At 67.3% G+C, this 20739-nt stretch carries 20 protein-coding genes and 2 tRNA genes; 11 read left to right on the top strand and 11 right to left on the bottom strand.

The window, feature by feature from the left end; all coding sequences use genetic code 11:
- Positions 1-29: 29 nt before the first annotated feature.
- Positions 30-506, bottom strand: a complete 477-nt coding sequence (locus tag G0D83_RS00645) for a GNAT family N-acetyltransferase (protein WP_370457115.1) — start codon at positions 504-506, stop codon at positions 30-32.
- A 92-nt stretch (positions 507-598) separates the two neighbouring features.
- Here G0D83_RS00645 and G0D83_RS00640 point away from each other — a divergent pair, with 92 nt between their 5' ends.
- On the top strand, positions 599-1201 hold the full coding sequence (locus G0D83_RS00640; protein WP_164188672.1) for a flavin reductase family protein: 603 nt from the start codon (positions 599-601) through the stop codon (positions 1199-1201).
- A 12-nt stretch (positions 1202-1213) separates the two neighbouring features.
- Here G0D83_RS00640 and G0D83_RS00635 read toward each other — a convergent pair whose 3' ends face one another.
- The 4 genes from G0D83_RS00635 to G0D83_RS00620 all read right to left on the bottom strand — a co-directional run bounded on the left by G0D83_RS00635 (position 1214) and on the right by G0D83_RS00620 (position 7586).
- A complete protein-coding gene (locus G0D83_RS00635) occupies positions 1214-1630 on the bottom strand; it encodes a PaaI family thioesterase (RefSeq protein WP_235940128.1) in 417 nt (138 codons plus the stop codon).
- A 100-nt stretch (positions 1631-1730) separates the two neighbouring features.
- Positions 1731-2177, bottom strand: a complete 447-nt coding sequence (locus G0D83_RS00630; protein ID WP_108964668.1) for a MaoC family dehydratase — start codon at positions 2175-2177, stop codon at positions 1731-1733.
- Between the two features lie 132 nt (positions 2178-2309).
- Complete coding sequence (locus G0D83_RS00625) at positions 2310-3848, bottom strand: ATP-dependent RecD-like DNA helicase (RefSeq protein WP_108964667.1); 1539 nt, start codon at positions 3846-3848, stop codon at positions 2310-2312.
- A 294-nt stretch (positions 3849-4142) separates the two neighbouring features.
- Entirely contained in the window at positions 4143-7586 is a 3444-nt protein-coding gene (locus G0D83_RS00620) for a pyruvate carboxylase (protein WP_164188669.1), read from the bottom strand.
- Between the two features lie 347 nt (positions 7587-7933).
- On the opposite strand from G0D83_RS00620, the gene G0D83_RS00615 reads away from it, so the two are divergent.
- The 3 genes from G0D83_RS00615 (at position 7934) to G0D83_RS00605 (ending at position 10907) form a co-directional block, all read left to right on the top strand.
- Positions 7934-10381 (top strand): ATP-dependent helicase, encoded by a 2448-nt coding sequence (locus G0D83_RS00615; RefSeq protein ID WP_164188667.1) that lies wholly within the window; start codon positions 7934-7936, stop codon positions 10379-10381.
- Positions 10382-10672: 291 nt separating this feature from the next.
- Positions 10673-10747, top strand: a tRNA-Gly gene (locus G0D83_RS00610).
- An 85-nt stretch (positions 10748-10832) separates the two neighbouring features.
- A tRNA-Gly gene (locus G0D83_RS00605) sits at positions 10833-10907 on the top strand.
- Positions 10908-11071: 164 nt separating this feature from the next.
- Here the strand turns inward: G0D83_RS00605 and G0D83_RS00600 are convergent.
- On the bottom strand, positions 11072-11311 hold the full coding sequence (locus G0D83_RS00600) for an Lrp/AsnC ligand binding domain-containing protein (RefSeq protein WP_108964664.1): 240 nt from the start codon (positions 11309-11311) through the stop codon (positions 11072-11074).
- Between the two features lie 144 nt (positions 11312-11455).
- On the opposite strand from G0D83_RS00600, the gene hisB reads away from it, so the two are divergent.
- The 4 genes from hisB to G0D83_RS00580 all read left to right on the top strand — a co-directional run bounded on the left by hisB (position 11456) and on the right by G0D83_RS00580 (position 13907).
- Entirely contained in the window at positions 11456-12043 is a 588-nt protein-coding gene (gene hisB / locus G0D83_RS00595; RefSeq protein WP_164188665.1) for an imidazoleglycerol-phosphate dehydratase HisB, read from the top strand.
- Positions 12044-12153: 110 nt separating this feature from the next.
- Complete coding sequence (gene hisH / locus G0D83_RS00590) at positions 12154-12789, top strand: imidazole glycerol phosphate synthase subunit HisH (protein ID WP_164188663.1); 636 nt, start codon at positions 12154-12156, stop codon at positions 12787-12789.
- A 102-nt stretch (positions 12790-12891) separates the two neighbouring features.
- Positions 12892-13614: a 1-(5-phosphoribosyl)-5-[(5-phosphoribosylamino)methylideneamino]imidazole-4-carboxamide isomerase gene (hisA, locus tag G0D83_RS00585; protein ID WP_164188661.1), complete on the top strand. Its 723-nt coding sequence runs from the start codon at positions 12892-12894 to the stop codon at positions 13612-13614.
- The gene (locus G0D83_RS00580; RefSeq protein ID WP_164188659.1) at positions 13611-13907 is read left to right on the top strand and encodes a hypothetical protein; all 297 of its coding nucleotides are present in this window, start codon (positions 13611-13613) and stop codon (positions 13905-13907) included. Before hisA ends, G0D83_RS00580 begins: the two co-directional genes overlap by 4 nt.
- Here the strand turns inward: G0D83_RS00580 and G0D83_RS00575 are convergent.
- From G0D83_RS00575 to G0D83_RS00560, 4 genes are read right to left on the bottom strand one after another with little or no spacing between them, the layout of a single operon-like run.
- Positions 13886-14989: a class I SAM-dependent RNA methyltransferase gene (locus G0D83_RS00575; protein WP_164188657.1), complete on the bottom strand. Its 1104-nt coding sequence runs from the start codon at positions 14987-14989 to the stop codon at positions 13886-13888. The genes G0D83_RS00580 and G0D83_RS00575 overlap by 22 nt on opposite strands.
- 11 nt (positions 14990-15000) lie before the next feature.
- Positions 15001-15339, bottom strand: coding sequence for an arsenate reductase (glutaredoxin) (gene arsC / locus G0D83_RS00570; protein WP_164188655.1), 339 nt, complete (start codon positions 15337-15339; stop codon positions 15001-15003).
- The gene (locus G0D83_RS00565) at positions 15336-16394 is read right to left on the bottom strand and encodes a quinone-dependent dihydroorotate dehydrogenase (protein WP_164188780.1); all 1059 of its coding nucleotides are present in this window, start codon (positions 16392-16394) and stop codon (positions 15336-15338) included. Before G0D83_RS00565 ends, arsC begins: the two co-directional genes overlap by 4 nt.
- Positions 16394-16735: a DUF952 domain-containing protein gene (locus tag G0D83_RS00560; protein ID WP_164188653.1), complete on the bottom strand. Its 342-nt coding sequence runs from the start codon at positions 16733-16735 to the stop codon at positions 16394-16396. The genes G0D83_RS00565 and G0D83_RS00560 overlap by 1 nt, the downstream gene beginning before the upstream one ends.
- 348 nt (positions 16736-17083) lie before the next feature.
- Between G0D83_RS00560 and G0D83_RS00555 the strand changes: the two genes are divergently transcribed.
- The 3 genes from G0D83_RS00555 to G0D83_RS00545 all read left to right on the top strand — a co-directional run bounded on the left by G0D83_RS00555 (position 17084) and on the right by G0D83_RS00545 (position 19881).
- A complete protein-coding gene (locus tag G0D83_RS00555; RefSeq protein ID WP_164188651.1) occupies positions 17084-18643 on the top strand; it encodes a bifunctional UDP-sugar hydrolase/5'-nucleotidase in 1560 nt (519 codons plus the stop codon).
- A gap of 144 nt (positions 18644-18787) precedes the next feature.
- Complete coding sequence (gene hisF / locus G0D83_RS00550; protein WP_164188649.1) at positions 18788-19546, top strand: imidazole glycerol phosphate synthase subunit HisF; 759 nt, start codon at positions 18788-18790, stop codon at positions 19544-19546.
- Between the two features lie 20 nt (positions 19547-19566).
- Positions 19567-19881 (top strand): phosphoribosyl-ATP diphosphatase, encoded by a 315-nt coding sequence (locus G0D83_RS00545; protein WP_164188778.1) that lies wholly within the window; start codon positions 19567-19569, stop codon positions 19879-19881.
- Positions 19882-20052: 171 nt separating this feature from the next.
- Here the strand turns inward: G0D83_RS00545 and G0D83_RS00540 are convergent, their stop codons facing one another.
- On the bottom strand, positions 20053-20505 hold the full coding sequence (locus G0D83_RS00540) for a CoA-binding protein (RefSeq protein WP_108967508.1): 453 nt from the start codon (positions 20503-20505) through the stop codon (positions 20053-20055).
- Positions 20506-20739 lie beyond the last annotated feature (234 nt).

Below are 20739 nucleotides of genomic sequence, written 5' to 3'. Positions count from 1 at the left end.
CCTAGAAGATCGGCGCGCCGCGCGGGAAATCAAGCCTTGCGCATGACCTCGCCGGTGACGCCCTGCCAAGCGCCCGGAAGCAGCTCCAGCGCCAGAACCCGCTCGGGGTTGGTCGGCGGAGGCATCTGGACCCCCTCGATCTTGGAAAACCCGAAGCGGCGGTAGTAGGGCTCGTCGCCGACCAGCAGCACCCGGCCCCATTCCAAGGCCCGCGCCCGTTCCAGCGTGTCGCGGATCAGCGCCGCGCCCAGCCCTTCGCCCTGCGCCGTGGGATGCACCGCCACCGGCCCCAGCAACAGCAGTTGCGCCGCGCCGACGCGCACCGGCCAGTAACGGATCGCCCCGCCGATGCTGCCGCTGTCGTCCTTGGCCACCCGGCAAAGCTCGGAGACCGGGGCCACCCCGTCGCGCAAACGGTAAGAGGACAGCAACTCGCGACCCGGCGCGAAGCACAGGTCGTAGAGCGCCTCGACTTCCCAGCGATCATCCGGGCGTTCCTGATGCAAGCTGTACAGAGACCCGGTCTCCCCCGTGGCGTTTCGGACGAATCCGCCCTATCACGGGTCTGACAGTCGCGCAAACACCTGAGAGGACAGGCATGTTCTATCGCCCCGAAGACGGCCACGGGCTGCCGCACAACCCGTTCAACGCCATCGTCTCGCCCCGGCCCATCGGCTGGATCTCGACCCGCGGCACGCTCGGGGACAACCTCGCGCCGTACTCTTTCTTCAATGCCGTGGCCTATGTGCCGCCGCAGGTGATGTTCTCCTCGACCTCTGCCAAGGAGGACCGCGAGGGCACCAAGGACAGCGTCGCCCAGATCCGCGAGAGCGGGGTCTTCTGCGTGAATATCGTGGAATACGCGGCGCGCGACGTGATGAACCTCAGCTCCGGCCCCTGGCCCGCGGGTGAGGACGAATTTGCCCTCGCAGGGATCGACAAGGCCGAGTGCGAAACCATCGACTGCCCGCGCGTCGCCGGGGCGCCAGCCTCGCTGGAATGCAAGGTGACGCAGATCGTGAGGCTCGAGGGAGCCACAAACTTCGCCGTCTTCGGCGAGGTCACCGGCGTGCACATGCGCGACGACTGCCTCGTGGACGGGCGGTTCGACGTGACGACCTTCCAGCCGCTCACCCGCCTCGGCTACCGCGATTACTCGGTGATCCGCGAGGTCTTCGAACTCAAGCGCCCCGGAGAGTGAGCGCCGGCCGGCTCAGCCCCGGCGGCGGTAGCGGAACACGCCCGAGCCCTTGGCGATCAGCTCACCGGTCTCATCGGTGACGGTGCCCTCGGCGAAAAAGGTGCTCTTGCCTCCGCCGGTGCGCGCGCCCTCGACGATCAGCCGGCTGCCCTTCGGCCGCGACAGGTACTGGACGTTGAGCGAAAGGGTGAGCGCCATGAGCCTGTCCTGCGGATCGCCGGTCCAGCAGCCCGCGTAGCCCATGGCCGTGTCGAGCATCGAGGCATGCACCCCGCCGTGCGGGTTGTCGTGGCGGTTGAGATGCTCCGGCCCGAGCTGCACTTCGAAGCGCGCGAAATCCTGCCGCCAGCCGGTCATCTCGATGCCGAGGTGCGACAGGTAGCCCGAGGGCGCCTCGGTGATGGGCATCTCCGCGCTGTGCTTGTCCATGGGGCTCTCCTGCTCTGTCGCGCCGTTCTCGGCGCTGCGCGGCCCAGCGTCAAGCCATGCTCCGCGCGGGTCGATCAGGCGAGCCGGTCAGCCGGGCAGATCAGTCGCGCAGCTCGAGGAAGGTCACCCATTGCGCCACGAGCGCCGGCTGGTCGCGCCCCTGCCCCTCAATCTCGATCTCCACGTCCCAATGCACGGTGAGCCGATCGTCCCCCTCCTCGACACCGCCTACGGTGAAATGCCCGCGCACCCGCGAGCCCACCGGCACCGGGGTGACGAAGCGCACCCGGTCGAAGCCGTAATTGACGTTGGCGATCTGCCCGGGAAAGGGCGGCACGGCATCGGCGCACATGGCCGAGAGCAGCGAGAGCGTCAGGAACCCCTGCGCGACGGGCGCGCCGAAAAGGAAATCTGCGGAGCGCTCGGGGTCGGAATGGAAAAATTTCAGGTCCCCGGTCACCTCGCCGAAGCGGGCCACGGTCTCGGCGTCAAGCGTGAACCAGCGCGAGACCTTCGGTTCCATCTGCAGAATGGCCTCAGCCGGCATGGCGCGCTCCCCCGTTCAGTGCTTTCTCGCGCTGCATCCCGTCTCCCGATCTGTGCGAAATCCCGAGGCAGAGTGGCGGATCGCCCCCACCGATGGCAAGGGCAAATGCCGGGCGCCTGCGAGATGAGCAGCTCAGCCCGCCGCCTCCTCGCCCTGCATCTCAAGCTCGAGCGGCACCGGCGCGCCGCCGAGATCGTCCACCCGCAGCGGCCCCGAGGGCCGCGACAGCCGGTTGCGCACCACCCAGTAGAGCCGGTCCGAGGCGCGGGTGACCGCGACATAGGCGAGCCGCTTCCACAGCGGCTGGCCCGCCTCGACCCGCCCCATGCGCGCCGCCGCATAAAGATCGGGACCGAAGACCTGTACGTTCTCCCATTGCGAGCCCTGCGCCTTGTGGATGGTCACCGCGGCGCCATGCAGGAAGGTCGCCCCCATGCGCGCGGCGAAGGGGATGAAGGGCTCTTCCTCGTCGGGCTTCTCGATCTTCACGATCGACGCGGCCGAGACCTGCGGATCGGGCGCGCCAATGACGTGCAGCCGCGAGAAGCCGGGCTTCTTGCCCGGCCCGAGATAGACCACCTGCGCGCCCTTGATGAGCCCGCGCGCTTCCAGATCGAGCCGCTTCTTGCGGTGCTTGAGCGGCAGCTCGATGCCGTCGCAGATCAGCGGCTCGCCGGGCAGGAGCTCGGTCTCGGGCGCGCCATGCACGGCGCGGAAGGCGTTGATCAGCCGGATGCGCGTGGCGTTGCGCCAGACGAGCACCGGTGAGCGCGCCATCAGGTCGACCTCGACCCGCTGGCCCCAGACCACGCGGTCGTCCTTGGCGGCCATCTCCTCGACCAGCCGCTCGAAGCGGTAGAAATCCACCTCCGGATCGGCCAGCGCGTGGGCGAGATCGAGGATCGGGCTCGAGGCCTCCTGCCGGTGGATGCGGCTGAGTTCCATCTTGCGGTCCTCGGGCACCGCGTCGAAAACCATCTTGCCCGACTGGTTCACCGGCGCCAGCTGCGCCGGGTCGCCGAAGAGCAGCAGGTTGGGGAAGATCTCCTGGAGATCCTCGAACTGCCGGTCGTCGAGCATCGAGGCCTCGTCCACGAAGCCGATGTCGAGCGGCTCCTCGCGGCGCTTCCAGCCGGTGATGAAATCGCTGCCGCGCAGCCCCGCCGCCGCCAGCGCGGCCGGCACCGAGCTGTGGCTCTGGTAGGCGGAATACGCCCGGTCGAGCGCCTCGGGGGTCAGCGTGTCAATCTCGGGCCGTTCCTCGTTGCCCATCAGCCATTCGGCGATGCGCTCGTAGACCGGATCATAGACCGGGGTATAGAGAATGCGGTGAATGGTGGTCGCTGGCACGCCGCGCATACGCAGCACCGAGGCGGCCTTGTTGGTGGGCGCGAGGATCGCAAGCGTTCGCTTCTCGCGCTTCTTGCGGCTCTCGAAATCGCCCGAGACGACCTCGCAGCCCGCATCCTGCAGAGCCTTGCTCAGCTCGGCCAGAAGCAATGTCTTGCCCGAGCCGGCCTTGCCCATCAGCGCCATAACCTTCGAGAGCCCCTCGCGGGCGGGCTCGGTGGTGCCTTCATCCAGATCGACGCCGGCACCGCGCAGCATCTCGGCCACGCGGTCCCAGGCTTCGGCCTGATCCTCGGAAAAACTGATCGCGGGCGCCGTCATGCGCGCGACCCTACAAGAGCCGCGGGGCGCGCACCAGACGCGCGCCTGCTTTTCCATTGGAGCCTGCGGGAGTTTTGCGGGGCTTCGCCCGGCAGGCCGCGCCTGCGGCCCGCGCAGAACCGCCTCAGGGGGGCGCATGTGTCAACGAAAAGGAAGAAGGGGCCGCACGCGCGACCCCCTCCTTCTTACAAGTCCAAATATTCAAGGGGGAGGCACGCGCAGCGCGGCGGGGGGGTGGAGCCCTGTCCTCCATGTCCTGCCGCGCCTTGCCAGGCGACGACAGTGCCCCTCCCCTCACTCCAGCTCGATCAGCAGGTCCTTGGCGTCGATCTGGCCGCCCGGCAGCACGTGCACCGCCTTGACCGTGGCGTCGCGCTCGGCATGCAGGCCGGTCTCCATCTTCATGGCCTCTATGGTCAGCAGCAGGTCGCCTTCCTTGACCTTGGACCCCGCCTGCACCGCGATGGTGGCGACGACGCCCGGCATCGGCGCGCCGATGTGGTTCGGGTTGCCCGCCTCGGCCTTGGGCTTGGCGCCGCTCGCTGCCTTGGCTTTGCGGTTGGGCACGCGCACCGCGCGCGGCTGGCCGTTGAGCTCGAAGAACACCCGCACCTCGCCGTCGTCCTGCGTGTCGCCGACGGTGATGAGGCGGATCTCCAGTGTCTTGCCGGGGTCGATCTCGGCGGTGATCTCCTCGCCCGGCTGCATGCCATAGAAGTAGGTCAGCGTCGGCAGCACCCGGACGGGGCCATAATCCTCGTGCCGCGCCACGTAATCGGTGAAGACCTTGGGGTACATGAGGTAGCCGTTGAAGTCCTCGTCGTCGAACTCGACGTCCTCGAACTTCGCGTCCAGCTCAGCGCGCAGCTTGGCGAAATCGGCGGGCGGCAGGTGCTTGCCCGGGCGCTCGGTGTTGGGTGTCTCGCCCTTCAGCACCTTCTTGACGATGCCTTCCGGGAAGCCGCCCGGCGGCTGGCCGAGGTTGCCGCGCATCATGTCGATCACCGAGTCGGGGAAGCTGACGTCGCTTTTCGGGTCCTCGACCTGCGCCCGGGTGAGCCCCTGGCTGACCATCATCAGCGCCATGTCGCCCACGACCTTCGACGAGGGCGTCACCTTCACGATGTCTCCGAACATCATGTTCACGTCGGCATAGGTCTTGGCGACCTCGTGCCAGCGCTCTTCGAGCCCCAGCGAGCGCGCCTGCGCCTTGAGGTTGGTGAACTGCCCGCCCGGCATCTCGTGCAGATAGACCTCGGACGCCGGGGCCTGCATGCCCGATTCAAACGCCGCGTATTGCCCGCGCACCGCCTCCCAGTAGTTCGAGACCTCGCGGATCACATCGACGTCGAGCCCGGTGTCGCGATCGGTGTGGCGCAGCGCCTCGACGATCGAGCCCAATGTGGGCTGCGAGGTGTTGCCCGAGAGCGCGTCCATCGCCGCGTCGACCGCGTCGACGCCCGCTTTCGAGGCCTCCATGATGGTGGCGATGGCGGCGCCCGAGGTGTCATGGGTGTGGAAGTGGATCGGCAGGCCGACCTCTTCCTTCAGCGCCTTGATCAGCGCGCCGGCGGCGGAGGGTTTCAGCAGGCCCGCCATGTCCTTCAGGCCCAGCACATGCGCGCCGGCGGCCTTCAGCTCCTTGCCCATCTCGACGTAGTACTTGAGGTCGTACTTGGCGCGCGCCGGGTCGAGGATGTCCCCGGTGTAGCAGACGGTGCCCTCGCAGATCTTGCCGCTCTCGATCACCGCATCCATGGCGACGCGCATGTTCTCGACCCAGTTGAGCGAGTCGAAGACGCGGAAGACGTCGACGCCGCTCTCGGCCGCCTGCGCCACGAAGCTCTGCACCACGTTGTCGGGGTAGTTCGTGTAGCCGACGCCGTTCGAGGCGCGCAGCAGCATCTGCGTCAGGATGTTGGGCATCTTGGCGCGGATGTCGCGCAGCCGCTGCCACGGGCATTCCTGCAAGAAGCGATAGGCCACGTCGAAGGTCGCCCCGCCCCAGCATTCCACCGAGAAGAGCCCGGGCAGGTTCGCCGCATAGGCCGGGGCCACCTTGATCATGTCGATCGAGCGCATCCGGGTCGCCAGCAGCGACTGGTGACCGTCGCGCATGGTGGTGTCGGTGATCAAAAGCTGCTTTTGCGCCGCCATCCAGTCGGCCACCGCCTGCGCCCCCTTCTCTTCCAGCAGCGTGCGGGTGCCCGGCGGCGGCGTCTCGGCGCGCAGTTCGGGCGCGCGGGCGGGCTTCAGCTCGGCATGCGGCTTGGGCCGGCCCTGCACCTCGGGGTGCCCGTTGACGGTGATGTCGGCGATGTAGGTCAGCACCTTGGTGCCGCGGTCGCGGCGCTTCTTGAAGTCGAAGAGCTCGGGCGTCGTGTCGATGAACTTGGTGGTGTACTGGTTGCTCAGGAAGGTCGGGTGCTTGAGCAGGTTGATCACGAAGTCGATGTTCGTGCTCACGCCGCGGATGCGGAACTCACGCAGGGCGCGGTCCATGCGGGCGATGGCCTTCTCCGGCGTCGGCGCCTTGGCGGTGACCTTGACCAGCAGCGAATCGTAATAGCGGGTGATCACCCCGCCCGCGTAGGCAGTGCCGCCGTCGAGCCGGATGCCCATGCCGGTGGCCGAGCGGTAGGCGGTGATCCGGCCGTAGTCGGGGATGAAGTTGTTGGTCGGATCCTCGGTGGTGATCCGGGTCTGCAGCGCGTGGCCGGTGAGGCGGATATCGTACTGGCTGGCCTTGCCGGTGGCCTCGGCGAGGCTCTTGCCTTCGGCGATCATGATCTGCGCCTGCACGATGTCGATGCCGGTCACCTCTTCGGTGACGGTGTGCTCGACCTGCACGCGCGGGTTCACTTCGATGAAGTAGAACTTGCCGCTGTCCATATCCATCAGGAACTCGACGGTGCCGGCGCACTCATAGTTCACATGGGCGCAAATCTTGCGGCCAAGCTCGCAGATCTCCTCGCGCTGCGCTTCGCTGAGATAGGGCGCGGGGGCGCGTTCGACGACCTTCTGGTTGCGGCGCTGCACCGAGCAATCGCGCTCGTAGAGGTGGTAGATATTGCCCATCTTGTCGCCGAGGATCTGCACCTCGACGTGGCGGGCGCGGGTGATCATCTTCTCGAGATAGCCCTCGCCGTTGCCAAAGGCCGCCTCGGCCTCGCGCCGGCCCTCGAGCACCTTCTCCTTCAGCTCCTTCGGCCCCTCGATCGGACGCATGCCGCGCCCGCCGCCGCCCCAGGACGCCTTGAGCATCAGCGGGTAGCCGATTTCTTCGGCCTCCTTGGCGATGGCCTTGAAGTCGTCGCCCAGCACCTCGGTCGCGGGGATGACCGGCACGCCGGCCTCGATGGCCACCTTGCGGGCGCTGGCCTTGTCGCCGAGCGCGCGCATGGTCGCCGCCCTGGGGCCGATGAAGGTGATGCCCGCCGCATCGCAGGCATCGACGAACTCGGGGTTCTCCGACAGCAGCCCGTAGCCCGGGTGAATCGCGTCGGCGCCCGACTCCTTGGCCACGCGGATGATCTCGGGGATCGAGAGGTAAGCCGCGACCGGGCCCAGCCCCTCGCCGATGCGATAGGCCTCGTCGGCCTTGAAGCGGTGGAGCCCCAGCTTGTCCTCTTCGGCGTAGACGGCAACGGTCTTCTTTCCCATCTCGTTCGCCGCACGCATGATGCGGATCGCGATCTCGCCACGGTTGGCGATGAGGATCTTCTGGAACTCGGGCATCAAATCTTCCTCCTTTGAATGCGAAATGCCGCTCCCGGAGGCATCGCATTCCGAACTCAAGGGCATGCCGCGCTGCAGCGCAAGAGGCTTTGCAAATTATGCTAATGTTAGCGCATGATTTGCAAAGTTGACTTGATCGACGCGGCGGGGCCGCGACCTTTTCCCAGGCTTCTGCGACTTTCTCCGGGGTGTGATCTTGCTGTCGAGGGACGCGAATCCCCACGACGTGGCACGCCGAGGGCCGGTATCAGGCCGCGGAGGGCGAGAGGGGTGGCCGCGCGATCAATTTGATGAACAAACAAAGAACGCACCTTTCGCAGCGCCCTGTGCCGCGCTAAGTTTGGCGCATGAGCAGTTTCGACGACATGGATGCATTCGAGGGGGCCTCGCTGTCGGCGCGGGCCATGGCGGCGCGTCCCGCGCCCTATCTCGACGATCTCAACCCGGCGCAGCGCGAGGCGGTGGAGCGGCTGGACGGCCCCGTGCTGATGCTCGCGGGGGCGGGCACCGGCAAGACCAAGGCGCTCACCTCCCGCATCGCGCACCTGCTGACCACCGGCCGGGCGCGGCCAAACGAGATCCTCTCGGTGACCTTCACCAACAAGGCCGCGCGCGAGATGAAGGAGCGGGTCGGCCGCCTGCTCGGCCACGCGGTCGAAGGCATGCCCTGGATGGGGACCTTCCACTCGATCTGCGTCAAGCTGCTGCGCCGCCATGCCGAGCTGGTCGGGCTGAAGTCGAACTTCACCATCCTCGACACCGACGACCAGATCCGCCTGCTGAAGCAGGTGATCGCGGCCAACAACATTGATGAAAAGCGCTGGCCCGCGCGGCAGCTTTCGGGGCTGATCGACAACTGGAAGAACCGCGCCTGGACGCCCGACCGGGTGCCCGCTGCCGAGGCTTCGGCCTTCAACAACCGCGGCACCGAGCTTTACGACCAGTACCAGACCCGCCTGCGCGAGCTGAACGCCTGCGATTTCGGGGATCTCTTGCTGCATGTGGTGACGATCTTCCAGCAGCACGCCGATGTGCTCGAGCAATACCAGCGATGGTTCCGCTTCATCCTGGTGGACGAGTATCAGGATACCAACGTCGCCCAGTACCTCTGGCTACGGCTCCTGGCGCAGGGGCATACCAACATCTGCTGCGTCGGCGACGACGACCAGTCGATCTACGGCTGGCGCGGCGCCGAGGTGGGCAACATCCTGCGCTTCGAAAAAGACTTCCCCGGCGCCCACGTGGTGCGGCTGGAACAGAACTACCGCTCGACCGCGCATATCCTCGCCGCCGCCTCCTCGGTGATCCGCGGCAACGAGAACCGGCTCGGCAAGGAGCTGTGGACCGAAGCGCAGGGCGGCGAGAAGGTCCGCCTCATCGGCCATTGGGACGGCGAGGAAGAAGCCCGCTGGATTGGCGAGGAGATCGAGGCGGCGCAGCGCGGCTCGCGCGGGATGCACGCCTTCTCGCTCGACGACATGGCGATCCTCGTGCGCGCGTCGCACCAGATGCGCGCCTTCGAGGACCGCTTCCTGACCATCGGCCTGCCCTACCGGGTGATCGGTGGCCCGCGCTTCTACGAGCGGCTCGAGATTCGCGATGCCATGGCCTATTTCCGGCTGGTGGTCTCGCCCGAGGACGATCTTGCCTTCGAGCGCATCGTCAACACCCCGAAACGCGGCCTCGGCGACAAGGCGCAGCAGAAGATCCAGCTCAAAGCGCGCGAGCATGGCGTGCCGCTGCTGGTGGGCGCGCGGCTGCTGCTGCGCGACAAGGAGATCACCGGCAAAGGCGCGGCCAAGCTTGCCACCTTCGTCGATCAGATCGAGCGCTGGCACGAGGTGGCCCGGCAGCAGCTCGGCCTGCCCTCGGAGGTGCAGCAGGACGACGACGACCTTGTGTTGATCGACGAGGACAAGCCGCTGAGCAAGGTGGTCAGCCACATGGAACTGGCCGAGACCATGCTCGACGAAAGCGGCTACACCGAGATGTGGCAGCTCGACAAGAACCCCGACTCGCCGGGACGGCTCGAGAACCTCAAGGAACTGGTGAAAGCGCTGGAAAGCTTCGACAACCTGCAGGGTTTCCTCGAGCACGTCGCGCTGATCATGGACAACGAGACCGAGGAGACCGGCGCCAAGGTCTCGATCATGACGCTGCACGCGGCCAAGGGGCTCGAGTTCCCGGCGGTCTTCCTGCCGGGCTGGGAGGACGGGCTCTTCCCCTCGCAGCGCTCGATGGACGAAAGCGGCCTCAAGGGCCTCGAAGAGGAGCGGCGCCTCGCCTATGTGGGCATCACCCGCGCCGAGGAGCTCTGCACCATCTCCTTTGCGGCGAACCGCCGGGTCTTCGGACAGTGGCAATCCGCCCTGCCCTCGCGATTCATCGACGAGCTGCCCGAGGCACATGTCGAGATTCTCACGCCGCCCGGGCTCTACGGCGGTGGCTACGGCGCGGCCGGCATGAGCGGCGGCTTTGGCGGCGGCTCCGGGCTCGAAACCCGTGCAGCCGAGGCCAATGTCTACAATTCGCCGGGTTGGAAGCGGCTGCAGGAGCGCTCATCGAGCGCGCGCCCAGTCAGCCAGCCGCGCGAGAGCCGCAACACGGTGATCGACCTGCAAGCGGTCTCGGCCTTCGAGATGGGCGAGCGGGTCTTCCACCAGAAGTTTGGCTACGGCGAGATCATCGGCCTCGAGGGCGACAAGCTTGAGATCAGCTTCGAGAAAGCCGGGGTGAAGAAGGTGGTGGCGCGTTTCGTCACGGCGGCGGATTCGGCGGGCGACGTGCCCTTCTGATCCGATCGCCCGCTTTCGGGGCTCTGTCCCCGCCGCCGCAACCCCTCCGCCGCGACATCCGACCCTAGAAGAAGGCCCGGGGCAGCGCCCTCCGGGCTTTCTTTTTTGGCAAATGCGGCCGCCGCCTCGTCGCACCTCTCCTCTGCCGTTAAGGGGATCGCGGCGCGGCGGTTGGGTTTCCGTCGCGTCTTATTGGGTTTTTTCGCCGCGCGGGAAATTTCCCGGAAAAAGGTCATTTTTCCTCTTGCGGAGGTCCGCGGGAAACTCTAAATCGCCCACACCAACAAGGAAGCGGGCGTAGCTCAGGGGTAGAGCATTACCTTGCCAAGGTAAGGGTCGGGCGTTCGAATCGCCTCGCCCGCTCCAGTTGGACCTCCGGCGCAAGTCGGACCGGTGAGAGGCCGGCTGGCTGAAAGGCCAAGGGTCGAAAGACCCACATGATGAATGGTATGCGGGCGTAGCTCAGGGGTAGAGCATTACCTTGCCAAGGTAAGGGTCGGGCGTTCGAATCGCCTCGCCCGCTCCATTCACCACTTTCCCTCCGAAAGATCTCTTCAAGATACGACACGCGATTGTCCGGCCGCGGTGACGCGACGCCGGGTGTTTCGCGTCTGCGCGAATGCGCGCACTCCGCCCAAGGCACAGGGCGACCCTAGGCAGAGGGCGACCCTCAGGCCGCCCGGCTCCGGCTCAGAAGGCCTTGAAGGTCAGCGTGGTCAGCGTGCGCTCGATTCCCGGCACCGTGAGAAGGTTCTCGTTGATGAAATGCCCCACGTCGGCACCCTCGGGGATATAAAGCTTGAGCAGCAGGTCCCACTCGCCCGACGTCGAATAGAGCTCGGAGTGGATCTCCCGGAGCGCGATCTGGTCGGCCACCTCATAGGTGGCACCGGGCTTGCAGCGGATCTGGACGAAGACGCAGGTGGTCATGGCGGGCCTCTCGATGATATGCGCGCAAGCTGTCACAGCGCTCCCGCCGCCGCAAGCGCGCCCGGCCTCTCACGCGCGCGCGGGGCTTGGCCTGCGCCCTGCCCCGCCCTATAAGCCCCTGCGAGACATCGAGGAGTATGGTCCATGCGCAAGGCCGAGGTGAGCCGCAGCACCGCCGAGACGAAGATCGAGGTCGCCCTCGATCTCGACGGCACCGGCAGCTACGACATGAAGACCGGCGTGGGGTTCTTCGACCACATGCTGGACCAGCTGGCGCGCCATTCGCTGATCGACATGGTGGTGCGCGCCGAGGGCGACCTGCACATCGACGACCACCACACCGTCGAGGACACCGGCATCGCCATCGGCCAGGCGCTGGCCAAGGCGCTTGGAGACAAGCGCGGCATCCGCCGCTACGGCGCCTGCCTCTTGCCGATGGATGACGCGCTGGTGCGCGCGGCGCTCGACCTCTCGGCGCGGCCCTTCCTCGTCTGGAAAGTCGATCTGCCCACCGAGAAGATCGGCTCCTTCGATTGCGAGCTGGTGCGCGAGTTCTTCCAGGCGCTGGCGACTCACGGCGGCATCACCCTGCACATCGAGGCCATCGACGGCGTCAACTCGCACCACATCGTCGAGGCGGCCTTCAAGGCCGTGGCCCGCGCCCTGCGCGAGGCGGTCGAGCCCGACCCGCGCAAGGGCGACGCGATCCCCTCGACCAAGGGCGCGCTCTGAGAGCTTACGACCGAGCCGAGGGGCCAACCCCTCGCGCTCACCGGGGTCTTTGATCCCACTAGACACACCCATGACACTTGGGCGGACCCGCCGCCCGGACAGGAGGCGAGATGCTGACGGCGATCATCGATTACGAGAGCGGCAACCTGCATTCCGCCGAAAAAGCCTTTCAGCGCATGGCGCGCGAGCTGGGCGCGGGCGACGTCGTGGTCACCGACGCGCCCGAGGTGGTCGCCAAGGCGGACCGGATCGTGCTGCCCGGCGACGGCGCTTTTCCCGCCTGCGCAAAGGCCCTGCGGCTCTCGGGCTGTTTCGACGCCATGGTCGAGGCGGTGACCGTCAAGGGCCGGCCCTTCCTCGGGATCTGCGTCGGCATGCAGCTGATGGCCCGTGTCGGCCACGAATACGAAGAAACGCCCGGCCTCGGCTGGGTCGACGGCGAGGTCGAGAAGATCCTGCCCTCGGACACGTCGCTGAAGGTGCCGCACATGGGCTGGAACGAGCTGGTCATCGACCGCGCGCACCCGGTGCTGGACGGCGTGAAGACCGGCGATCACGCGTATTTCGTGCATTCTTACCAGATGCGCATGCTGACCCCCGAGCACCGTCTGGCGCATGTCGATTACGGCGGCACGATCACCGCCGTCGTCGGGCAGGGCAACATGCTCGGCTTCCAGTTCCACCCCGAAAAGAGCGCCGACACCGGCCTGCGGATGATTGGCAACTTCCTCACCTGGGCGCCGTAAGCGCGGTGCCCGGAACGCACCCTCGCATCGGGGCGGCGCGCATTGCAAAGCGCGCCCCGGCGCGGCTATAGGGGGCCGTCACAGAATTTGCGGAGCCGCGCCATGATCCTCTACCCCGCCATCGACCTCAAGGACGGCAAGGCCGTGCGCCTGCTGCGCGGCGACATGGAGAAGGCCACGGTCTTCAACGACGATCCCGCCGCGCAGGCGATGGAATTCGTCGAGGCGGGCTGCGACTGGCTGCACCTTGTGGATCTCAACGGCGCCTTCGCCGGAGAGCCGGTGAACGCCGCGGCGGTCGAGGCGATCCTTGCCCGCACCAAGGTTCCGGCGCAGCTCGGCGGCGGCATCCGCGACATGGCGACCATCGAGCGCTGGCTCGACAAGGGCCTCGCGCGGGTCATCCTCGGCACGGTGGCAGTCGAGAACCCCGCACTGGTGCGCGAGGCGGCAAAGGCCTTCCCCGGGAAGGTCGCCGTGGGCATCGATGCACGTGACGGGCGCGTGGCGACCAAGGGCTGGGCCGAGGTGACCGATGTCGATGCGGTGGATCTCGCGCGCAGCTTCGAGGACGACGGCGTGGCGGCGATCATCTACACCGACATCAACCGCGACGGCGCCATGCAGGGCCCGAACATCGAGTACACCGCCGCCATGGCGCGCGCCGTGTCGATTCCGGTGATCGCCTCGGGCGGCGTGTCGAAGCTGGCGGACCTCATTGCGCTGCGCGACTGCGGCGCCGAGCTCAATGGCGCGATCTCGGGCCGGGCGCTCTACGACGGGGCGATCGACCTGAAAGAGGCGCTGACCGCGCTGAAGGGGTGAGCCGCGCGCTCACCCTGATCCTGCTTGGGGCACTGCTGATCTGCCTGCTGCCCGTCGCGGGCGTTCTCGTGTCCACGGCCATCGCCGAATTGGCAGGCTGCCGCCTCGACGAGGCCGGCGGCTATCCCTGCGTCGTGCTCGGCCATGACCTCGGCGGGCCGCTCAGCACACTTTTCGTGTCGGGCTGGTTCGCGCTGCTCACCCTGCCCTTTGCCGGGCTCATCGTGATGGTGCTGGGGGCGCTCTGGCTGGTCCGGCGGATCCGGCGCCGTCAGAGCGGCTCGGTGCGGTAGAGCTTCACCTTCAGACTGCCATGCGCCACCGGCGCGCCGGTCGGCAGGAAGCGCAGGCCGGTCGCCTTGGCCAGCCCCGGCTCGGTGGTGATGATGCCGACGCGCCAGCCCGCGAACCTCTCCTTCAGCACCGTGCCGAGCGAGGCGTGCAGCGCGTGCAGCGGGCCCTTCTCGCCGATCCGCGCGCCGTAGGGCGGATTGACCATGACAAGACCCGGAGGCCCCTCGGGGCGTTCCAGATCGGCCACCGGGCGGCAGTCGAAGCGGGTCCAGTCGGTGACGCCCGCGCGCGCGGCGTTCTCGGTGGCAAAGCGCACCGCGCCCGCGTCCCGGTCCGAACCATAGTAGCGCGAGCCGGGTGCCCGCAGAGGCTCCTGCCGCTTCAGGCCCTTGAGGTCGGCGGGCGCGAAGACCGCCAGACGCTCGAAATCGAAGGCGCGCGCCCGGCCCGGCAGCAGGCCGGCGGCGATCTCGGCGGCCTCGATCGGGAAGGTCCCCGAGCCGCACATGGGATCGAGCACCGGCTCGCTGCCATCGTAGCCGCAGGCGCGCAGGAAGAGCGAGGCCAGCGTTTCGCGCATCGGCGCCTTGCTGACCGCCTGCTTGAGCCCGCGCCGGTGCAGCGGCTGGCCCGAAGTGTCGACGGAGAACGACACGAGATTGTCCTCGATCCGCGCGAGGATGCGCACGCCATCGTCGGCGAGCGGCGCGCCAAGCTCCTCGGTGATGGCGCGCTCGATCCGCTGCTTGGCGGCCCCGGCGTGGTAGATCTTCGACTTGCGGCTCAGCGCCTCGACCCTCACCGGCACGTCGGGCCGCAGGACATCGCCCCAGGGGAACTTGCGCGCCCGCTTGTCGAGCTGCGCCAGATGCACCGCCGGGAAGCCGCCGATGCGCGCCAGCACCCGAGCCGCGCCGCGCAGCTCGAGGTTGGCGCGCGCCACTTGGGGCCAGCCGCCCTGGAACGACACGCCGCCCTGTTCGGGCTTCAGCGGACCGAAGCCGAGCGACTTTGCCTCGGCCACCAGAACGGGCTCCAGCCCCGGCGCGCAGGCCAGGAAAATCTCGAAGGTCTTGTCCATCACATGTCCCGTCAGAGCAGCTCGAGCACGCGCTCGGGCGGTCGGCCGATCACCGCGCGCCCGCTGGCAAAGGCCACCGGACGCTCGATCAGCTTCGGCGTTTCGGCCATGGCGCGCAGCAACGTCTCGTCGTCGCTATCCCTGCTCAGCCCCGCCGCCTTGAACTCGGCTTCCTTTGTGCGGACCATCTCGATCGCCGGAACGCCGAGCGCGGCCTGCGCCGCCTTCAACTCATCGACACTCGGCGCGTCCTCGAGGTAGCGCCTCACCTCCGGCTCGATGTCCTTGGCCTGCAGCAGGGCCAGCGCCTCGCGCGACTTGCTGCAGCGCGGGTTGTGCCAAAGGATCATGTCCAGTCTCCGCGCCCGGTGCCGACGGCTTCCTCGACCGAGGCGAAGCCGTCCCGCGCCAAGAGCGCGTCCAGCCCCTCGGCGATGTCCTGCACCAGCGACAGCCCACCAAAGACCAGCGCCGTGTAGACCTGCACCGCAGAGGCCCCCGCGCGTATCTTCTGGTAGGCCTGCTCGGCCGAGCCGATGCCACCGACGCCGACCAGTGGCATCTGGCCCCCGGTCAGCTCCGAGAGCTTGGCCAGGACGCGGGTGGATTTCTCGAACAAGGGCTGGCCTGACATGCCGCCCGCCTCGGACGAGAAGGGCGAGGAAAGCCCCTCGCGCGAGAGAGTGGTGTTGGTGGCGATCACCGCGTCGACCTTGGAGGCCATGGCGACCTCGGCGACGTCCTTGAGACCCTGCTCATCGAGATCGGGCGCGATCTTGAGGAACACCGGGATGCGGTCGTCGAGATGCGCGCGCGCGTCCATGACCCCGCCCAGCAGCGCCGCCAGCGCGTCCTTGCCCTGCAGGTCGCGCAGCCGCTCGGTGTTGGGCGAGCTGACGTTGACGGTGGCGAAATCCAGATGCTCGCCGCAGCGCGACAGCACCTTGGCGAAATCCGCCGCGCGGTCCTCGCTGTCCTTGTTGGCGCCGAGGTTGAGCCCCAGCACCATGCCGCTCGGGCGCTGGACCAGCCGCTGCGCGACGACCTCCATACCCTCGTTGTTGAAGCCGAAACGGTTGATCGCCGCGCGGTCCTCGGTCAGGCGAAAGAGCCGCGGCTTGGGGTTGCCCGGCTGCGGGCGCGGGGTGACCGCGCCGACCTCGACGAAGCCGAAGCCGGCCCGCGACAGGCCCTGCAACGCGGCGGCGTTCTTGTCGAAGCCGGCAGCCAGCCCGATCGGGTTGGGCAGCTTCAGCCCCGCCAGCTCGCAGCGCAGGCGGTCCGAGGTGATCAGCCCCGGCGCCGGGGCCATGCCCATCTTCAGCGCCATGATCGCCAGCCCGTGCGCCTGCTCGGGGTCGACCTTGTGCAAGAGCGGCAGACCCGCCTTTTCAAGAAATCTCATCATGCCAGATCGTCCGGAAACTCATGCGCCCCGCCCTCGCCCACCGGCAGCGGACGCGACCACAGTAGCCCGGCCAGCGGCAGCGCGGAATAGAGATGCGGGAAGAGCGCCCCGCCACGCGACGGCTCCCAGGTGATCCTGTCGCCGAAATCCTCGACCTCGTAGCAGAGCAGGTACAGCCCCTCGACACCGGCGAAGTGCTTCGCCGCCGTCTCCCGCACCTGCTCGGCGGTGGAGAAATGGATGTAGCCATCGGCCACGTCGATCGGCGCACCGGCGGTCTCGCCCTGCGCCTGCAGCGCCGCCCATTCGTCGGCCCGGAGGATTTTGTAGATCAGCATGCAGGGCTGATGCCGCGGAACCCCGTCCCGGTCAATCCCCGCAGTCAACCCTCATTGGGCGAAACCGCGCTCAGCGTCGGCCCCGGCAGCGCCCCCGGGACATACGTGGCAGTCATCCGGGTCACCGTTTGGGCTGTGAGCAAGACCCGCGGCAGGTCGCGGACAGAAGGGGGCGCGGCGACAGTTTGACCGCCGGCCCTCCGGAATATGCGTGGGTCCATGGACACTTGCCCGCGTTCTGATCCATCGCCGGGCATTGCGCCAAATTTTCGCCCAACGTGTTTTGACAGCCCGTAAAACCCGTTGCAGGATCGGGAGATAAGAAAAAACCCGACAGAGAGGATTCCCATGTCGCTTCGTCTTCTGACCAGCGCCGCCGCGCTCGCCCTGACCGCCGGCGCCGCCAGCGCGGACTATTCGATTACCATCCTGCACACCAACGACTTCCACGCGCGGTTCGAGCCGATCAGCAAGTACGATTCCACCTGCGGCGAGGAAGACAACACCGAGGGCAATTGCTTCGGCGGCTCGCCCCGCCTGCAGACCGCGATCACCGAGGCCAAGGAGCGCGCCGGGAACTACCTGCTCGTGGATGGCGGCGACCAGTTCCAGGGCACGCTCTTCTACACCTACTACAAGGGCAAGCTCGCCGCCGAGATGATGAACCAGATGGGTTACGACGCGATGACCGTGGGCAACCACGAGTTCGACGACGGCCCCGAGGTGCTGCGCGGCTTCGTCGATTCCGTCGACTTCCCGGTGCTGATGTCCAACGCCGACCTCTCCGGTGAGGACTTGCTGAAGGGTGAGATCCAGAAATCGACCATCATCGAGAAGGACGGCGAGAAGATCGGCCTCATCGGCCTCACCCCGCAGGATACCGACGAGCTTTCGAGCCCCGGCAAGAACGTGATCTTCACCAATCCGGTCGACGCCGTGCAGAGCGAGGTCGACAAGCTGACCGAAGAGGGCGTGAACAAGATCGTCGTGTTGTCGCACTCGGGCTACAACGTCGACCTCAAGGTCGCAGAAGAGACCACCGGCGTCGACGTGATCGTCGGCGGCCACTCCAACACGCTGCTCGGCGACATGGACGGCGCCGAGGGCCCCTATCCGACCATGGTCAAGGACACCGCCATCGTCTCGGCCTATGCCTATGGCAAGTTCCTCGGCGAGTTGAACGTCACTTTCGACGACGAGGGCAACATCACCGAGGCCTCGGGCGCGCCGCTAATCATGGATGCCGCGGTGACCGAGGATGCCGCCACCAAGGAGCGCATCTCGGAGGCCGCCAAGCCGCTCGACGAGATCCGCAACAAAGTGATTGGCGAATCGACCGACGAGATCAACGGTAGCCGCGACATGTGCCGCGCCGAGGAATGCCCGATGGGCAACCTCGTGGCCGACGCCATGCTCGACCGGGTCAAGGACCAGGGAATCGAGATCGCGATCACCAACGGCGGCGGGCTGCGCGCCTCGATCGACTCGGGCGAGGTGACCATGGGCGAGGTGCTGACCGTGCTGCCCTTCCAGAACACGCTTTCGACCTTCCAGGTCACCGGCGCGGTGATCAAGGAAGCGCTGGAGAATGGCGTCAGCGAGATGGAGGAAGGCGGCGGCCGCTTCCCGCAGGTCTCGGGGATCAGCTTCACCGTGACCCCCTCCGCAGAAGTCGGCAGCCGGATTTCCGACGTGATGGTCGGCGACGCCGCGCTCGACGAGGCCAAGACCTACGGCGTGGTCTCGAACAACTTCGTGCGCAACGGCGGCGACGGCTACAAGATGTTCATCTCCGCCAAGCAGGCCTACGACTTCGGGCCCGACCTCGCCGACGTGGCCGCAGAGTTCATCGCCGCCAACACGCCCTACACGCCCGCCACCGACGGCCGGATCACCATTTCCGAGTGATCCGCTCCGAGGGCAACAGGACGCGGGGGCGTGCCGGAGACGGCGCGCCCCTTTTCACACCGGGGTTCACGCCGGGGTCCACACCGGGGATCGTCTCCGCAACATCCTCTTCCCCCCGGGGAAATTCCGCACTATCAGGGCCTCATGCTGAAGACGCGCATCATCCCCTGCCTCGACGTGGCCGATGGCCGCGTGGTCAAGGGCGTCAACTTCGTCGACCTGCGCGATGCGGGCGACCCGGTCGACGCTGCCCGAGCCTATGACGCCGCCGGCGCCGACGAGATCTGCTTCCTCGATATCCACGCCACGCATGAAAACCGCGGCACGATGTTCGACGTGGTCACCCGTACCGCCGAGCAATGCTTCATCCCGCTCACCGTGGGCGGGGGCGTGCGCACCGTCGGCGACGTGCGGGCGCTGCTGCTGGCCGGGGCCGACAAGGTGTCGTTCAACTCCGCCGCCGTCGCCAATCCCGACGTGGTGGCCGAGGCCGCCGATCACTTCGGCAGCCAGTGCATCGTCTGCGCCATAGACGCCAAGACCGTCGCGCCCGGTCGCTGGGAGATCTTCACCCATGGCGGCCGCCGCCCCACCGGCATCGACGCCGTTGAATTTGCCGTCACCATGGCGCGCAAGGGCGCGGGGGAAATCCTGCTCACCTCGATGGACCGCGACGGCACCAAGGCGGGGTTCAACCTGCCGCTCACCCGCGCCATCGCCGATGCGGTGCCGATCCCGGTGATCGCCTCGGGTGGCGTCGGCACGCTCGACCATCTGGTCGAGGGCGTGACCGAGGGCCATGCCTCGGCGGTGCTCGCCGCGTCGATCTTCCACTTCGGCACCTACACCATCGCCGAGGCCAAGGCCCATATGGCCGCCTCCGGCGTTCCGGTGCGGCTCTGAGAGGCCCTGACATGACCGAGATGACGCTCGAGAAACTCGAAGAGGTGGTCGCCGCCCGCGCCGCCGCCTCGCCCGACGAGAGCTGGACCGCCAAGCTGCTCGCCAAGGGTCCGGAGAAATGCGCCGAGAAATTCGGCGAGGAAGCCATCGAGGCGATCATCGAGGCGGTCAAGGGCGACCGCGAGAAGTTCGCCTCCGAGGCCGCCGACGTGCTCTTCCACTTCCTCGTGATGCTGCGCGCCCGCGAGCTGCCGCTGTCTGAGGTCATGGCCGAGCTGCAGCGCCGCCAAAGCCGCTCCGGCCTCGCCGAAAAGGCCGCCCGCCCCAAGGACTGATCCCCGCGCACTGGGGCGCTGCCCCTCGCCGTTGCGCGGCGCATCCCTGGCGTATTTACAAAGAGACGAAAAGCGCTGCGCTGCGGCGGATCCTGTTCCACCTGCCATCTGAACAAGAATAGTCGGAGGGGAACACGCGCAGCGCGGCGGGGCCAGCGCCCCCTACCGAGGTCAGCCGCCGGTCACCTCGGCCAGCGGCACGGCTGCGCCGAGGAGCCGTTCGTATTCGATCTTGGTGCAGCGGTCCTGCACCACGTCAACGCCCTTGCCCTCGGCCTTCGCTGCGGCCTCGGCATGCGCGACGCCGAGCTGCATCCAGATGGTGCGCAGCTGCGGCAGGTGTGACAGCGCCGCGCCGACCACCGAGGGCACCGCGTCGTGACGGCGGAAGATATCCACCATGTCCACCGGTGCGTCGATCTCCGAGAGCCCGGCGCGGAACTCCTCGCCGAAGATTGTCTGGCCCACATGCGCCGGGTTGACCGGGATGATCCGATAGCCGCGCTGGTGCAGGAACCGCGAGACGTAGTGGCTCGGCCGCACCGGGTTGGTCGAGATCCCGACCACGGCGATGACCCGGGTGCGGGTCAGGATGTCTTTGAGGAAGGTGTCGGAGTAGCTCATGAACCTCAGCCTGTCACAGCGCCGCGGGAAGAGGAAGGCACGAAGCGCGGGCGCGGCGCGGCCTCCCACAAAAAGAAAAAGCGTCCGGGTAAAACCCGGACGCAAGTTACGGAACGAGGGACAGTGAAGGGGTCGCGGAGGTTCCAGTTCCGCGCCTCTGCATCAGAGATAGGCGAAAATGACACAGATTGAAGGGTCCTCGCGATCATGTGATGAATAATTCTTGACCTTCCG

This window comes from Salipiger sp. PrR003 (assembly GCF_010500785.1).
GTDB classification, from domain to species: domain Bacteria; phylum Pseudomonadota; class Alphaproteobacteria; order Rhodobacterales; family Rhodobacteraceae; genus Salipiger; species Salipiger pacificus_A.
Note: the sequence above shows the minus strand (reverse complement) of the source record. Positions and strands in the feature narration are given on the sequence as shown.